This window comes from Rhodopseudomonas sp. WA056 (assembly GCF_010906995.1).
GTDB classification, from domain to species: domain Bacteria; phylum Pseudomonadota; class Alphaproteobacteria; order Rhizobiales; family Xanthobacteraceae; genus Rhodopseudomonas; species Rhodopseudomonas palustris_G.
On record NZ_QPFS01000065.1, the window covers coordinates 12,622 to 27,522 of the forward strand.

A 14,901-nucleotide genomic window follows, 5' to 3' on the forward strand; every position below is an offset into this window, starting at 1 on the left:
AAACGGCAACGGCCCGGACTTGCGTCCGGGCCGCGAGCAGTCGCCGTGGAGGTTCAGGCGGCGGCTGCCGACTTCGAGGTGGGGACCGACGAAATCGTCTTCAGAACCTGGGAAGCGATCTGGTAGGGGTCGCCCTGCGAGTTCGGGCGGCGATCTTCCAGATAGCCCTTGTAGCCGTTGTTGACGAAGGAGTGCGGCACCCGGATCGACGCGCCACGATCGGCGATGCCGTAGGAGAACTTGTTCCAGGGCGCGGTCTCGTGCTTGCCGGTCAGGCGCATGTGGTTGTCCGGACCGTACACCGCGATGTGGTCGTCGAGATTGGCCTCGAACGCCTTCATCATCGCTTCGAAATACTCCTTGCCGCCGACTTCGCGCATGTAGGCGGTGGAGAAATTGCAGTGCATGCCCGAGCCGTTCCAATCGGTGTCGCCGAGCGGCTTGCAGTGGAATTCGATGTCGATGCCGTACTTCTCGGTGAGACGCAGCATCAGGTAGCGCGCCATCCACATCTGGTCGGCGGCGGTCCGCGATCCCTTGCCGAACACCTGGAATTCCCACTGGCCCTTGGCCACTTCGGCGTTGATGCCTTCGTGGTTGATGCCGGCGGCGAGGCAGAGGTCGAGATGCTCTTCGACGATCTGGCGAGCGATGTCACCGACATGCTTGTAGCCGACGCCGGTGTAGTACGGGCCCTGCGGCGCCGGATAGCCGGAATCGGGGAAACCAAGCGGCCGGCCGTTCTTGTAGAAGAAGTATTCCTGCTCGAAGCCGAACCAGGCACCTTCGTCGTCCAGAATGGTGGCGCGGGTGTTGGTCGGATGCGGGGTGACGCCGTCCGGCATCATCACTTCGCACAGCACCAGAATGCCGTTCTTGCGCGCAGCGTCCGGGTACATCGCGACCGGCTTCAGCACGCAATCCGAGCTGTGGCCTTCGGCCTGTAACGTCGACGAGCCGTCGAAGCCCCACAGCGGAAGCTGCTCCAGCGTCGGGTAGATCTCGAATTCCTTGATGGTCGTCTTGCCGCGCAGATTCGGCGTCGGCTTGTAGCCGTCGAGCCAGATGTACTCGAGCTTGTACTTGGTCATGCGGTCCTCTCGTTGGAGATGCCACCGGCGTTCGGCTGGTGGCGGACGCAGAACCGCTCCCGGCGGCCTTCTGTCCGCCGAACATGAAGCATTTAATATGCCAGAATGAGCCAAATCGCCGCAGGCAGGGCAGCGCCGCGACGGCGCGGTCAACGCAAGGGGCTCCGCGTCGAGGGCGCCGTAGCGCGACACGCGAAATCGTCGATAGCTCCGTATTTCTCCGCGCCCGCAGCGGTGAACAAAATTAACCCCTCGGGCGCACGATTTTCTCGGAAGGGGGAGTGCGCAACCAAGCCATCCCGGCCGCGTTGCATCAAACCAATGCCGAGTTCGTCAGCAGACGGGAAAATGCGCAAAGAATCGCCTTTGACTGATTCTTTGTTGATCATTCTGCCTGCACGCGAAGCAATCGCGTTATCATCCGTTGCGACGCGCGGCCGGACCGCTCGTCGAGCCGCTTCATCGACCCGAAGGAGACAAAGGAGAGATCGCGTGAGCAGCCTGAACCAGACCTCCGCCAAGATCTACCAGTTCCCGGTCGGCGGCCGGGATGGCGCCAACCGCACCTCGCTGCCGAGCAGCGAAGCGGCATCGAATCCCGCCAATATCCTGACCTGTTCGAGCTGGTATCACGAGATCGCAATGCTCGAAGAGCAGTCCACCAAACGGCCATGACACTGCAGCTTGCGCGGCCCCTCCGCCGCGATCATCAGACCGACTGACGAAGGGCCGGCGCACGCGTTCGGCCCTTTTTGTTGGTGCCGGGTGCGTTCGGTTGATCGTCAGACGCCGAAGATCGACCAGCCCATGCGCTTGGTCAGCGCCTCCAGCGCGACGCGGCCGAGATGGGAGTTCCCAGCGGCATCAAGCCCCGGCGCCCACACCGCGATCGAGGCTTTGCCCGGCGCAACCGCAAGGATGCCGCCGCCGACGCCGCTCTTGCCCGGCAGGCCGACCCGGTAGGCGAATTCGCCCGAACCGTCATAATGGCCGCAGGTCAGCATCAGCGCGTTGATGCGCCGGGCGCGCTCGCTCGACACCACATTGTGGCCGGTCGAGGGGTTCTGGCCGTTGTACGCCAGAAAACGCCCGGCCATCGCCAATTGCCGGCAACTCATCGCGATCGCGCAGTGATGGAAATAGACCCCGAGCGTGTATTCGACCGGATTGTCCAGCACCCCGAACGACTTCATGTAGTTGGCGAGCGCGGCATTGCGAAACCCGGTGCGCTGCTCGGACTTCGCGACCGCATCGTCGATCACGATCGACGTATCCCCGGCGAGGAACTGCATGAAGCGCAGAATTTCGCCGAGCGCCTCGCGCGGCTGGTGTCCGGACAGGATCAGATCGGTGACCGCGATGGCGCCGGCGTTGATGAACGGATTGCGCGGAATGCCGCGCTCGTGTTCGAGCTGCACGATCGAATTGAACGCCGAGCCCGACGGCTCACGGCCGACGCGCCGCCACAGCCGATCGCCGGCCTTGCCGAGCGCCAGTGTCAGCGTGAACACCTTCGAGATGCTCTGAATCGAGAACGGCACGTCGGCATCACCGGCGGCGGCAACGTGACCATCGGCGTCGATCACCACCAGCCCGAAGCGCTTCGGGTCGACCCGCGCCAGCTCGGGGATGTAGCTCGCCACCTCGCCGCGGTCCGCCCGCTGCGCCATCTCGTCGGCGATTTCGGCAACGGCGCGGTCGAGAAGGTTATTGCTCATAGCGGCGGAGAGAAGGACAAGCCCGACGGGAACGCAAGGCCAAAGAGGAAGCAGGATTGCGTGTAGGCAGGGACATCGCCGCGAGCAAAGCCGGCCCCTTCTCCCCGCGCGCGGGGAGAAGGGTGGGATGAGGGGGCGTCGCGCCGAAGCCGAGTGCCCGCCATCGATGTTACCCAGTCCAGCCAGGCTAGAGCAGTTCTGTCTTTCATAGAATCAGGGCTGATCCGCACCGCCTGCCACACGCACAACCTCATGGTGAGGAGGCGCGTAGCGCCGTCTCGAACCATGTGACGCAGGGAATGCGTTGCCCCATCCTTCGAGACGCCCGGCTTCGCTGGGCTCCTCTGGATGAGGACTCAGTGCCTTCGGAAAGGTCGGATCGTTTCAATCAAACGATGAACCGCTCTAATCTGACGCTCTGGCTCGTGGAGGCGCCCCTCACCCGACCCGGCTTCGCTCCGCTCCGCCGGGCCGACTTCTCCCCGCGCGCGGCGAGAGGTTAGGCCACGCCCGTTTCCGGGGTTACTAACTCGCCGACGTCAGATGCCGCTGCCGGCGGAGCTGCAGCGCGCTACGGTGACCGTCGCCGGTCGGCTGATAGAATTCGGTGTAGCGATGCGTCGCCTCGCCGAAGGCTTGCGCGTCGGCCTCTTTCCTCACGTCGAGCGCGTCGAAGCCGTTGCGGACCAGGAAGGTGAACTGGTCGCGCAGCACCTGACCGGTGGCGCGCAGCTCACCGCGATAGCCGTAGATTTCGCGCAGCCGCCGCGCCTGGCTGTGGGCGCGGCCGTCCTTGTAGGTCGGGAACACCAGCGCGATCAGCGCCAGCCGGTCGAGCCAGGGCTTCAGCTCGGCGACGTCGCGGTTGTTCGGCCAGATCACCCCGAGCGGGCTGTTGCGCGCCGCCAAGGAGTCCGGATCGGCCAGAAAGCGCGCAGCCGAGATCAGCACAGAGCCGGCGGCCGGCAACTCAGCGTCGTCGGCCACCGCGGCGAATTCGTCGGCCACGATCTGACCGTTCTTAACGAGTGGCATAGACCCGCTCCTTGAAGGGTTCGACGCCGAGCCGCTTGACCGCGTCGACGAACAACTCGTCCGGCCGCTGCCGCAGGCTGAGATACGCCTCGACGATGTCCTCGATCACGTCGGCGACGTCGCCGTATGGCACCGCGGGGCCGATCAGCACGCCGAGTTCGGCGCCCTCGTCGGCGCGGCCGCCGATGGTGATCTGATAGAACTCCTCGCCGTTCTTCTCGACGCCGAGAATCCCGATGTGGCCGACGTGGTGATGGCCGCAGGCGTTGATGCAGCCGGAGATGTTGATGTGTAGCCGCCCGATCAGAGCCGCGGTGTCGGGATTGGCGAAGCGCCGCGACAGCTCCTGGGCGATCGGGATCGACCGGGCATTCGCCAGCGAGCAGTAATCGAGCCCCGGGCAGGCGATGATGTCGCTGACCAGACCGACGTTCGGGGTGGCGAGGCCGAGCCCGTCGAGCGCCGCCCACAGCGCCGGCAAATCGCGTCTGGCGACATGCGGCAGCACCAGGTTCTGTTCGTGGCCGACCCGGATCTCGCCGAACGAATATTTGTCGGCAAGGTCGGCGACCGCATCCATCTGCTCGGCGGTGGCATCGCCCGGCGCGCCGCCCGCGGGCTTCAGCGACAGCGTGACGATGGCGTAACCGTCCTGGCGATGCGGCGCGACCGAATTGGCCCGCCACGCTTCGAACCGCGCATCGCCGGCCGCCGCGCGAAGCTCGTCCGGCTCGGCCGGCAGCTCTTCATAGGCCGGATAGATGAAGCGCGAGCGGATGTCCTCGATCATCTCGTCGTCGAGCGTCAGCGGACCGTCGGCGATCTCGCTCCACGCCAGCTCGACCTCGGCGGCGAACTTCTCGATGCCGAGCTCGTGCACCAGGATCTTGATCCGGGCCTTGTAGATGTTGTCGCGACGTCCGTACTGATTGTAGACGCGCAGGATCGCCTCGATATAGCTGAGGATGTCGCGCCCGGCGACGAACGGCTTGATGGTGCGGCCGATGAACGGGCTGCGACCCAGTCCGCCGCCGACCAGCACTTCGAAGCCGGTGTCGCCGGCGTCGTTTCTGACCAGCTTCAGGCCGATGTCGTGGATCTTGATCGCCGCACGGTCGTGATCGGACGCGGTGATGGCGAACTTGAACTTGCGCGGCAGGAACGAGAACTCCGGATGCAGCGCGGTGTGCTGGCGCAGGATTTCGGCCCAGACCCGCGGATCCTCGATCTCGCCCGGCGCGACGCCGGCCCACTGATCGGCGGTAACGTTGCGGGTGCAATTGCCCGAGGTCTGCATCGCATGGATGCCGACCTCGGCGAGGTCGGCGAGCGCGTCGGGCAGATCCTTCAGCGCGATCCAATTGAACTGGATGTTCTGCCGGGTGGTGAAATGGCCATAGCCGCGGTCGTAGGTCCGCGCCACATGCGCCAGCTTGCGAAGCTGGTCCGACGACAGCGTGCCGTAGGGAATCGCCACGCGGAACATGTAGGCGTGGAGCTGCAGATACACGCCGTTCATCAAGCGTAACGGCTTGAACTCGTCCTCGGTGAGTTCGCCAGACAGGCGTCGGCGCACCTGATCGCGGAACTCGTCGACGCGTTCGTGGACGATGGCGCGGTCGATCTCGTCGTAAGCATACATGGAGCAGTCCTCAAGCCTGGACCGGCAGCGCGATAGTGACGCCGTTGCGCCGGATTTTTTCGCGCAGGTTTCCGGGGCGGATTGCGCCATCCGCGGCGATTTCGACCGGCGCGATGTAGGCACCGACCGCGCCGACATCGTCGGCGGTCGCGGCGGCGAGCAGCGCGCGCGCCGGCTCAGCCTCGCGCACGATGGCGGCGTCGGCCAGATCGGTCGACCAGCCGCTCTGCGCGGTCCGGTAGATCACCACGCCATCAATGGTGCGGTTCGCGGTGATCACCGAAGGGCCGGTGATCTTGATCTTCTGTTGCAGCGGGGACGTCATTCGGCGGCCATCTGATAGGTCGAGACGAGTTGCAGGAGTTGTTGCTGGCGCCACGCCGCCGAATGCGCGACGACGTCGCCGATCACCAGCAGTGCCGGTCCGCCGTCGACCTGCTCGACCAGCGCCGGCAGGTCGTCGAGCCTTCCGACAGCCGATGCAGCGTCCGGCCGCGTCACCCGCGCGAATACACCGACCGGCGTATCGGCGGCGCGGCCGGCAGCGAGCAGCCCTTCGCGGATCGTCGGCGCCGCGCTCATGCCCATATAGACCACGACGGTCATCTTCTGATCGGTCAGAGCCGACCAGTCGACGGTTTCGGCATCCTTGGCCTTATGGGCAGTGAGAAAGGTGATGCGCAGCGCCTCGTGGCGATAGGTCAGCGGCACCTCGAACTGCGAGGCCGCACCGAGCGCAGCGCTGATGCCCGGCACCACCACGTAAGACACGCCGGCCTCACGCAACGCTTCGACCTCTTCACCGCCGCGGCCGAACACGAACGGATCGCCGCCCTTCAGCCGCACGGCGCGCTGGCCGGACCGAGCCGCTTCGATCAGCAGCTTGTTGATCGCGTCCTGACCGATGCCCGGCTGGCCGACACGGCGGCCGACCGGCACGCGCTTGGCGTCGCGGCGGATGCGGTCGAGGATGTCGGGCGAAACCAGCTCGTCGTAGAACACCACGTCGGCATCCGACAGCGCCCGCAGCGCCTTCAGCGTCAGCAGATCAGGATCACCGGGACCAGCGCCGACGATGCTGACATGACCATCGGCGCGGCGGCCGAGCGAGTGCCGTGCGTAGTCGGTGGCATCATCGATCTTCTTCAGTTCGGTCTCGGCATCCGCCAGCCGCCCGTCGAGCACCGCGCGGCCGATCGGGCCGTCGACGACGCGCTCCCAGAACCGGCGGCGCAGCGGGAATTCAGGAATCCGTGCCTTGATCGGCGTGCGCCAGCGGCCGATCAGCGCGGCCAGTTCGCCGATCCGCGCCGGCACCACTGTCTCGATCAGTTCGCGGAGGCGGCGCGCTACCACCGGCGAAGACCCGCCGGTGCCGATCGCCACCACCACGTCGCCGCGATCGACGATTGCCGGAAAGATGAAGGTGGAATGCGACAGCTCGTCCATGACGTTGACCGGCACCCCGAGGGCGCGCGCCTTCGCGGCCAGCGGCGCGGCGACCTCGCCCGCCCCCGCACACAAAAGCGCGATCGCGCCGGTGAGATCGGCGCGCAGCGGATCACCTTCCGGAAAACTGATGCGGGCGCGCTCGGCCTCGGTCAGACCGGCCAGATCGCGGTCGCCATCGGTGACGTACCAGCGGACCGAAGCACCGGCGCCGAGCAACAGCCTCAGCTTGGCACGCGCCATCTCGCCGGCGCCCACAAGCACCACGGGGCCCGTCGCAAGATCGAGAAACACCGGAAGAAACCGCATGCCGACTCCGCTTTGAACGAACCCAGAATTATTTTCTGCATGGAAACGTTACAAGCCGCCCGAGAAGAAAACCATTCCTTTGCGCCGCTCGTGGACGACGTAGAATTTCGTTCCTCAAAACGTTCAATAGGTAGACGACCGTTCCCCGAGCGCGGAAAGCCTGGCCGCCGCAACGATCTGGCAGCGCGCCAGGCGCCGGTGGGACGGCTTCCCACACCTCCTTCGATCGCCTATCTGACGACCATCATCACGCAGGTAGCGGCGGTGCTACGCCGATCGCAGAACCGGCCATTGTCAGTCGAGGAGATCTCGTGAACCGTTTCGCTCTCTCATTGTTCGCCGGCTTCGCAGCGCTGCTGACGGCGGCCCCGGCGCAGGCGCAAACATCGACGACGCTGCTCAACGTCTCCTACGACATCGCGCGCGAGCTCTATGTGGAGATCAACGCCGCATTCATCCCCCATTGGAAGGCGAAGACCGGCCAGGACATCACCATCAACCAGTCGCACGGCGGATCGTCGCGGCAGGCGCGTTCCATCCTGGAAGGACTGGAGGCCGATGTCGTGACCTTCAATCAGGTCACCGACGTCCAGGTGCTGCACGACAAGGGCAAGCTGATCCCGGCGGATTGGGCGAAGCGGCTGCCGAACAATTCCTCGCCGTACTACTCGCTGCCCGCGTTCCTGGTGCGGGCCGGCAACCCAAAGGGAATCAAGGACTGGGACGATCTGGTGAAGCCGGACGTCAAAGTGATCTTCCCGAACCCCAAGACGTCGGGTAACGCCCGCTACACCTATCTGGCAGCCTACGCTTTCGCCAGGCACAAATACGGCAGCGATGCCGAGGCCGACGCCTTCATCAAGAAGCTGTTCGCCAATGTGCCGGTGTTCGACACTGGAGGCCGCGCCGCCACGACGACCTTCGTCGAACGCCAGACCGGCGACGTGCTGATCACTTTCGAGGCAGAGACCAGCGCGATCCGCGATCTGGCGGGCGCCGACAAATATCAAGTGGTGGTCCCTCCCACCAGCCTGCTGGCTGAGTTCCCGGTCGCCGTCGTCGACAAATACGCCGACAAGCACGGCACACGAGCGCTGGCCACCGCCTATCTCGAATATCTGTATTCGCCCGAGGGGCAGACGATCCTCGCCAAGGCCTATAACCGGGTGCACGACAAGGCCGTGATCGAGAAATTCAAAGACAAGTTCCCGGAGGTGAAGCTGTACCGGGTCGAGGACGAGTTCGGGGGCTGGGACAAGCTGAACGCCGAGCACTTGGCCTCGGGCGCGAAGCTGGATCAGTTGTTCGGGGGGCGATGAGGCGGCAGGCCGAGCGTACCTCCAGGCGCCGACAACAAGTTCGTCGTTCCGGGGCGCGAGCGCGGCGCGAACACGGAAATCTCTCTTCGCTACAACCACTAGATTCCGGGGCTGCGCGCGACAGCGCGCATCCCGGAATGACGAACGCCAAATCTGTTCGTCATTGCAAGCGGAGCGCAGCAATCCAGATCCCACTGCGCAAAGCTGGATTGCTTCGTCGCGGAGCCTGTGCTCGGACGGCGCAAAGCGCCGATCCGGGTGCTCCTCGCAATGACGCGGTGAGGCGTTGATCTGCAATTGACTAACCCTCACCCACCCTCGTCACTCTCTTCGGATCACCGCCTTGCGACGCAGCGTCATTCCCGGTTTCGGCCTCAGCCTCGGCATCACGTTGCTGTATCTCGGCGCGATCGTGCTGCTGCCGCTGGCTGCGCTGATCCTGAAGGCGTCAGACATCGGCGCGGCTCAGCTTTGGGCTATTCTGAGTTCGCCGCGGACACTCGCGGCGATCCGGCTGACACTGACGATGGCGCTGGTCGCCACGCTGTTCAACGCGCTGTACGGCACGCTGCTGGCCTGGGTGCTGGCGCGCTACACGTTTCCCGGCAAGCGCCTGCTGGATGCGCTGATCGACGTGCCGTTCGCGCTACCGACCGCGGTGGCAGGCCTCGCATTGACGGCGCTGTTCTCGAAATCCGGCTGGTTCGGCGCGCCGCTCGATGCGCTCGGACTGCAGATCGTCTACACGCCGCTCGGAATCGCGATCGCGATGGCGTTCACCAGCATTCCGTTCGTGGTGCGTACGGTGCAGCCGGTGATCGAGGATCTCGGCAGCGACGTCGAGGAGGCCAGCCGCTCGCTGGGCGCCAACGATCTGCAGATCCTGTCGAAGATCATCCTGCCGTCGATCTTTCCAGCGCTGCTGGCCGGCGCCTCGCTGGCATTCGCGCGCAGCCTCGGCGAGTTCGGCGCCGTCATCTTCATCGCCGGAAACCAGCCGATGAAGACCGAGATCGTGGCGCTGCTCGCCTTCATCCGGCTCGAAGAATACGACTACCCCGCCGCAGCGGCGATCGCCTCGGCGATGCTGGTGATGGCTTTCGTGATGCTGATCATCACCAACGCGGTGCAAGCCTGGCAGCTCCGCTATCTCGGCAAGAGCGGAACATGACGGCCAAACCGAGCGCTCCCGTGAAAAAGGACTGGATGGTGACGCCCGTCGGCGCCGGGCCGGTGACGCGTTGCGTCGTCCTCGGCATCGTGGCCGTGCTGACGCTGTTCATCCTGGTCGCGCCGCTGGCGGTGATCCTGACCTCGGCGTTTGCCCAGGGCGTCGGCGTGTTCCTGCGCAATCTCGGCGACCCCGGCACGCTGCACGCGATGTGGCTGACCACGATCACCGCGCTGATCGCGGTGCCGGTCAACATCCTGTTCGGCCTCGCCGCCGCCTGGACGGTGACCAAGTTCGAGTTTCCCGGGCGCACGCTGCTGATCGCGCTGATCGAACTGCCCTATTCGATCTCGCCGATCGTCGCCGGTGTCGCTTATCTGTTCGTGTACGGTTCGCAGGGGCTGTTCGGCCCGCTGCTCGAGCAACTCGGCATCAAGGTGATGTTCGCGCTGCCGGGCATCGTGCTGGCCAGCATGTTCGTGACCGCGCCGTTCGTCGCCCGGGAGCTGATCCCGCTGATGCAGGTGCAGGGGACCGACGAAGAGGAGGCGGCGGTAACTCTGGGGGCGTCGGGCTTTGCGACCTTCCTGCGCGTCACGCTGCCCAACATCCGGTGGGCGGTGCTGTACGGGGCGATCCTGTGCAATGCCCGCGTGCTCGGCGAATTCGGCGCGGTGTCGGTGGTGTCCGGCAATGTGCGCGGCCAGACCACCACGCTGCCGTTGCAGATCGAACTTCTGTACCAGGACTACAATGTCGCAGGCGCGTTCGCCGCCGCCACCACCCTGACGGCCGTCGCCCTGGTGACCATCCTGTTGAAACTCCTCCTGGAACGGCTGTCCGGCGACGAACGGCCGCTGACCTAGCGCCGCCGCGGTCCTGATCGAATCGGAACCAACGCTCCGGGTCTGATTTGCGCGTTTTCGTCTCCCGAGCCGATATCCGTCGCTCGAAATCGCTGCGGCGGCCGACGGTGGCCCCTGGGCCTTCCAATTTCGGAGGCTTTGGCGCTAAAAGGCCGTGGGCGCCGCTGGGGAGGCGGCGCTGTCCCCGGACCCCGTCAACGGCGGTTTCGACCTTTTCTGGCTGGATAATCAAATGAATCGTATTGATGCCCACGGACTGAAAATCGCTCCTGTGCTGTTCGACTTCATCGCCAAGGAAGCCGCGCCGAAAACCGGCATCGCTCCCGACGTATTTTGGGCCGGGCTCGCTGCGATCGTTCGTGATCTGGCGCCGAAGACCCGCGCGCTGCTGAAGACCCGCGACGACCTTCAGGCCAAGATCGACGCCTGGCATCTCGCCAACAAGGGCAAGAAGCAGGACATGGCGGCCTACACCGCGTTCCTGAAGGAGATCGGCTACCTGCTGCCGGAGCCGGCGACCGTCCCGGTCGAGACCGCCAATGTCGACGAGGAAATCGGCAAGCTGTGCGGCCCGCAGCTCGTGGTGCCGCTGTCGAATGCGCGCTACGCGCTGAACGCCGCCAATGCGCGCTGGGGCTCGCTGTATGATGCGTTCTACGGCACCGATGCGATCCCGCAGGAAGCCACCCAGGCCAAGGGCTACGACAAGGCCCGCGGCGACAAGGTGATCGCCAAGGCCAAGGCGTTCCTCGACCAGGCCGCTCCGCTCGCCGCCGGCAGCCACAGCGACGTCACCGCCTACAGCGTGATCGCCGGCCAGTTCTCGGCCAAGCTGAAGAGCGGCAATGCCGCCGGCCTGAAGAAGCCCGAGCAGTTCGCCGGCTATAACGGCGATGCGGCCTCGCCGAGCGCCGTGCTGCTGGTCAACAACGGCCTGCACATCGAGATCAAGATCGACCGCGCCAACACCATCGGCAAGGACGATCCGGCCGGCGTCGCCGACCTGATCATCGAATCCGCCGTCTCGACCATTCTCGACATGGAAGACTCGGTCGCCGCCGTCGACGCCGACGACAAGGTGCTGATCTATCGCAACACCCTCGGGCTGATGGACGGCACGCTGTCGGAAAGCTTCGAGAAGGGCGGCAAGACCGTTACCCGCGCGCTCAACGGCGACCGCAGCTACACCGGCGCCGACGGCAAGCAGATCACGCTGCACGGGCGCAGCCTGCTGCTGATGCGCAACGTCGGCCACCACATGTGGACCGACGCGGTGCTCGACAGCGAAGGTCAGGAGATCCCGGAAGGCTTCCTCGACGCCGCGGTGTCGGGCCTGATCGCGATCCACGATCTCAAGCACCTCGGCAACACCCGCAACAGCCGCACCGGCTCGGTCTACATCGTCAAGCCGAAGATGCACGGCCCGGATGAAGTCGCACTCACCGTCGAACTGTTCGGCCGCGTCGAAAAGATGCTCGGCCTGACCGAGAACACGCTGAAGGTCGGCATCATGGACGAGGAGCGCCGCACCACGGTGAACCTCAAGGCCTGCATCCAGAACGCGTCCAAGCGGATCTGCTTCATCAACACGGGATTCCTGGACCGCACCGGCGACGAGATCCACACCTCGATGGAAGCGGGTCCGATGATCCGCAAGAACGAGATGAAGGCGCAGCCCTGGATCAAGGCCTATGAGGACTGGAACGTCGACACCGGTCTGGTCGACGGCCTGCCCGGCCATGCCCAGATCGGCAAGGGCATGTGGGCAGCGCCCGACAAGATGGCCGACATGCTGGCGCAGAAGATCGGCCATCCGCAGGCCGGCGCCACCACCGCCTGGGTGCCGTCGCCGACCGCCGCGACCCTGCACGCCCTGCACTATCACCAGGTCGACGTGATCGCGCGCCAGCAGGAGCTGGCCAAGGGCGGCCCGCGCGCCAAGCTCGAGGACATCCTCACCATCCCGGTGTCGAATTCGAACTGGGCGCCGGACGATGTCCGTCAGGAGATCGACAACAACTGCCAGGGCATCCTCGGCTACGTGGTGCGCTGGATCGACCAGGGCGTCGGCTGCTCCAAGGTGCCGGACATCCACGACGTCGGCCTGATGGAAGACCGCGCCACGCTGCGCATCTCCAGCCAGCACCTCGCCAACTGGCTGCATCACGGCGTCGTCACCAAGGAGCAGGTGCTGGACTCGCTGAAGCGGATGGCGGTGGTGGTCGACAAGCAGAACGAAGGCGATCCGCTCTACCGGCCGATGGCGCCGGATTTCGACGGCGTCGCGTTCGAAGCCGCCTGCGATCTGATCTTCAAGGGCCGCGCCCAGCCGAACGGCTACACCGAGTTCATCCTGCACGAACGCCGCCGCGAGGCGAAGGCGGCGCATCTGGAAACGCTGCGCTAGGCCGGCGGCACTGTTACTTCGGTTATCACGAGACCTCCCCGCAACGGGGAGGTCTTTTGCTTTGGTAGCTCATTACTGTCCAGCAATTTCAAGCGCGCGTGGTGCAAACCCCGGGTGACGGCTTGCCGCTGCACCGACCGGAACCATCCTCGGAGCTGCCCGTTGACCGGCATCCAAACACTGGAGGACAGGATGGACTGGAATCGCGTTGAAGGTAACTGGAAGCAGTTCAAGGGCAACGTCAAGGAGAAGTGGGGCAAACTCACCGACGACGATCTCGACGTGATCGAAGGCCGCCGCGATCAGCTCGAAGGCAAGCTGCAGGAGCGATACGGCTACGCCAAGGACCAGGTCCGCAAGGACGTCGACGACTGGTTCTCGACCCTGAAGTAATCGGCCCACAGGTCGACACGATGAGCCCCGGCACAGCACGCCGGGGCTTTTTGTTTGCAGACGTCGACAGAGCCTCGAGCAGTTCTGCTCTTTATAGAATCAGAGCTGATCCGCACCGCGTGCCACACACACGCACAACCTCATGGTGGGGAGGCGCGTAGCGCCGTCTCGAACCATGTGACGCAGGGAATGCGTTGCCCGATCCTTCGAGACGCCCGGCTTCGCCGGGCTCCTCGGGATGAGGACTCAGTGCCTTCGGAAAGGTCGGGTCGTTTCAATCAAACGATGAACCGCTCCAAGCTGTTATGACGGACTCAGGACTGCGGCAGTGAGAGCAGCAGCCGAGCCGGCTTCGATCGACGAAGCGCTCCTCGATCGACAAATCGCTCGACAGGCTGCCCGCACGGCAGCTCCGGCCGGGCTGACCACCCGGCCGGAGCCGACTCAGAACACTGCCAGATACTTCAGCAGTGACACGATGCCGATGATGATGACGACGACACGTGCGATCTGCTTGGCGCGGCCGTCGAGCGGCAGCATGTTGATCAGATACAACACCAAAATGACGACGAGAAAGGTAATCAGAATTCCGATCAGAAGGCTCATCTTTCTAGCTCCAACCCGCGGTCACGCCGCGTTGGATCAATCGCCGAGATGCAGATCGGTTCCAACTTCGGAACTGGAGCTTGATTGCCGAATAGTCTTCAAGAGAAATGCTTAGATCGCTCTCGTGCGGCACCCTTCGATTGGGTTCGAAGCGTTACTCCTGAGCCAGCACCGGCACCCTGGAATAGCCGGCGCGGACGTGATCGGCGCCGGACGCCGGCGCGAGCGCGACCTTGCCGTCGCCGCCGGACGCATTCCGGGCAGCAACCATCAGACCATCCTTGCCGGCGATGATGTCACCCCTGCGGACGGTCGGATCGTCCTGGATCGCGATCTGGGCAAGACCGAACTGGTCCTTGCCGTTGCAGGTACAGCCCGCCACGATCTCGGTGCGATATTTGAACGCGTTCGGCAATTCGGAGTAAGGCTTGCCTCCCGACGTACGGGCATTTTCGATCGCCGATCCGTACACAACCTGCGTCGCGCTCGCCGGACAGAAGCTGCTGCAAGTCTCGCTCTTGGCAGCGCCACCGGTCGCGGAAATCGGGAAGTAGCGCCCGTCACAGCTACGAACGCAGAACGCCTGCCCGCTGCCGGAAGAGTAGCTGCGCTGGCTGGGGCGGGACACCCGCTCACGCTCGCGAACATAACCGTCTTCGGCGAACGGCAGCGCGGGCATCCGAGGATGATAGGCGCCACGCGGCGCATGGAAGCCCCCGAACAGGCTCTGGAAGAAATCCTGGGCCTGCGCCGGTGAGGCGATCACGACGGCCGCCACCGCCGCAGTACAGGCCAAGATCCGGCCTGGGGTGAGCTTGCTCATGACGTTTTCCCGACTGTTACGGCTTAGTCGATCGACGAGATCGAAATGTTCATGGCCTGCCGGGCCGGGCGG

14 protein-coding genes are annotated in these 14,901 nt (G+C 64.8%); 6 read left to right on the top strand and 8 right to left on the bottom strand.

Annotation, left to right across the window (positions count from 1 at the left end; genetic code table 11):
* Positions 1 to 53: 53 nt before the first annotated feature.
* On the bottom strand, positions 54 to 1,091 hold the full coding sequence (locus DU475_RS14000; protein ID WP_013504080.1) for a glutamine synthetase beta-grasp domain-containing protein: 1,038 nt from the start codon (positions 1,089 to 1,091) through the stop codon (positions 54 to 56).
* 492 nt (positions 1,092 to 1,583) lie between these two features.
* Between DU475_RS14000 and DU475_RS14005 the strand changes: the two genes are divergently transcribed.
* A complete protein-coding gene (locus DU475_RS14005) occupies positions 1,584 to 1,766 on the top strand; it encodes a DUF2735 domain-containing protein (RefSeq protein WP_013504081.1) in 183 nt (60 codons plus the stop codon).
* A gap of 107 nt (positions 1,767 to 1,873) precedes the next feature.
* Here DU475_RS14005 and DU475_RS14010 read toward each other — a convergent pair whose 3' ends face one another.
* From DU475_RS14010 to cysG, 5 genes are all read right to left on the bottom strand, one after another.
* On the bottom strand, positions 1,874 to 2,809 hold the full coding sequence (locus DU475_RS14010; RefSeq protein ID WP_013504082.1) for a glutaminase: 936 nt from the start codon (positions 2,807 to 2,809) through the stop codon (positions 1,874 to 1,876).
* A gap of 525 nt (positions 2,810 to 3,334) precedes the next feature.
* On the bottom strand, positions 3,335 to 3,844 hold the full coding sequence (locus DU475_RS14015) for a DUF934 domain-containing protein (RefSeq protein WP_013504083.1): 510 nt from the start codon (positions 3,842 to 3,844) through the stop codon (positions 3,335 to 3,337).
* A complete protein-coding gene (locus tag DU475_RS14020; protein ID WP_164632466.1) occupies positions 3,831 to 5,486 on the bottom strand; it encodes a nitrite/sulfite reductase in 1,656 nt (551 codons plus the stop codon). Before DU475_RS14020 ends, DU475_RS14015 begins: the two co-directional genes overlap by 14 nt.
* A gap of 10 nt (positions 5,487 to 5,496) precedes the next feature.
* Positions 5,497 to 5,811 carry a DUF2849 domain-containing protein gene (locus DU475_RS14025; protein WP_013504085.1) on the bottom strand — a complete coding sequence of 105 codons (315 nt, stop codon included), beginning with the start codon at positions 5,809 to 5,811 and terminating at the stop codon, positions 5,497 to 5,499.
* The gene (gene cysG / locus DU475_RS14030; protein ID WP_164632467.1) at positions 5,808 to 7,244 is read right to left on the bottom strand and encodes a siroheme synthase CysG; all 1,437 of its coding nucleotides are present in this window, start codon (positions 7,242 to 7,244) and stop codon (positions 5,808 to 5,810) included. The genes DU475_RS14025 and cysG overlap by 4 nt, the downstream gene beginning before the upstream one ends.
* A 311-nt stretch (positions 7,245 to 7,555) precedes the next feature.
* Here cysG and cysP point away from each other — a divergent pair, with 311 nt between their 5' ends.
* From cysP to DU475_RS14055, 5 genes are all read left to right on the top strand, one after another.
* Complete coding sequence (gene cysP / locus DU475_RS14035) at positions 7,556 to 8,563, top strand: thiosulfate ABC transporter substrate-binding protein CysP (protein ID WP_047309894.1); 1,008 nt, start codon at positions 7,556 to 7,558, stop codon at positions 8,561 to 8,563.
* 343 nt (positions 8,564 to 8,906) lie between these two features.
* On the top strand, positions 8,907 to 9,734 hold the full coding sequence (cysT, locus tag DU475_RS14040) for a sulfate ABC transporter permease subunit CysT (RefSeq protein ID WP_013504088.1): 828 nt from the start codon (positions 8,907 to 8,909) through the stop codon (positions 9,732 to 9,734).
* Positions 9,731 to 10,600, top strand: a complete 870-nt coding sequence (gene cysW / locus DU475_RS14045) for a sulfate ABC transporter permease subunit CysW (RefSeq protein WP_142883417.1) — start codon at positions 9,731 to 9,733, stop codon at positions 10,598 to 10,600. The genes cysT and cysW overlap by 4 nt, the downstream gene beginning before the upstream one ends.
* Before the next feature lie 232 nt (positions 10,601 to 10,832).
* Positions 10,833 to 13,007, top strand: a complete 2,175-nt coding sequence (locus DU475_RS14050; RefSeq protein ID WP_164632468.1) for a malate synthase G — start codon at positions 10,833 to 10,835, stop codon at positions 13,005 to 13,007.
* Between the two features lie 192 nt (positions 13,008 to 13,199).
* Positions 13,200 to 13,400: a CsbD family protein gene (locus DU475_RS14055; protein WP_013504091.1), complete on the top strand. Its 201-nt coding sequence runs from the start codon at positions 13,200 to 13,202 to the stop codon at positions 13,398 to 13,400.
* Between the two features lie 444 nt (positions 13,401 to 13,844).
* Here the strand turns inward: DU475_RS14055 and DU475_RS24095 are convergent, their stop codons facing one another.
* Positions 13,845 to 14,006, bottom strand: a complete 162-nt coding sequence (locus tag DU475_RS24095) for a Thivi_2564 family membrane protein (RefSeq protein ID WP_013504092.1) — start codon at positions 14,004 to 14,006, stop codon at positions 13,845 to 13,847.
* A 154-nt stretch (positions 14,007 to 14,160) separates the two neighbouring features.
* Positions 14,161 to 14,829 (bottom strand): DUF2865 domain-containing protein, encoded by a 669-nt coding sequence (locus DU475_RS14060; protein ID WP_164632469.1) that lies wholly within the window; start codon positions 14,827 to 14,829, stop codon positions 14,161 to 14,163.
* Positions 14,830 to 14,901: the final 72 nt, after the last annotated feature.

Bases quoted from the DNA above. Each gene is read 5' to 3' on its own strand.
- DU475_RS14000 (WP_013504080.1), bottom strand. From the start codon at position 1,091: ATGACCAAGTACAAGCTCGAGTACATCTGGCTCGACGGCTACAAGCCG.
- DU475_RS14010 (WP_013504082.1), bottom strand. From the start codon at position 2,809: ATGAGCAATAACCTTCTCGACCGCGCCGTTGCCGAAATCGCCGACGAG.
- DU475_RS14015 (WP_013504083.1), bottom strand. From the start codon at position 3,844: ATGCCACTCGTTAAGAACGGTCAGATCGTGGCCGACGAATTCGCCGCG.
- DU475_RS14020 (WP_164632466.1), bottom strand. From the start codon at position 5,486: ATGTATGCTTACGACGAGATCGACCGCGCCATCGTCCACGAACGCGTC.
- DU475_RS14025 (WP_013504085.1), bottom strand. From the start codon at position 5,811: ATGACGTCCCCGCTGCAACAGAAGATCAAGATCACCGGCCCTTCGGTG.
- cysG (WP_164632467.1), bottom strand. From the start codon at position 7,244: ATGCGGTTTCTTCCGGTGTTTCTCGATCTTGCGACGGGCCCCGTGGTG.
- cysW (WP_142883417.1), top strand. From the start codon at position 9,731: ATGACGGCCAAACCGAGCGCTCCCGTGAAAAAGGACTGGATGGTGACG.
- DU475_RS14050 (WP_164632468.1), top strand. From the start codon at position 10,833: ATGAATCGTATTGATGCCCACGGACTGAAAATCGCTCCTGTGCTGTTC.
- DU475_RS14055 (WP_013504091.1), top strand. From the start codon at position 13,200: ATGGACTGGAATCGCGTTGAAGGTAACTGGAAGCAGTTCAAGGGCAAC.
- DU475_RS24095 (WP_013504092.1), bottom strand. From the start codon at position 14,006: ATGAGCCTTCTGATCGGAATTCTGATTACCTTTCTCGTCGTCATTTTG.
- DU475_RS14060 (WP_164632469.1), bottom strand. From the start codon at position 14,829: ATGAGCAAGCTCACCCCAGGCCGGATCTTGGCCTGTACTGCGGCGGTG.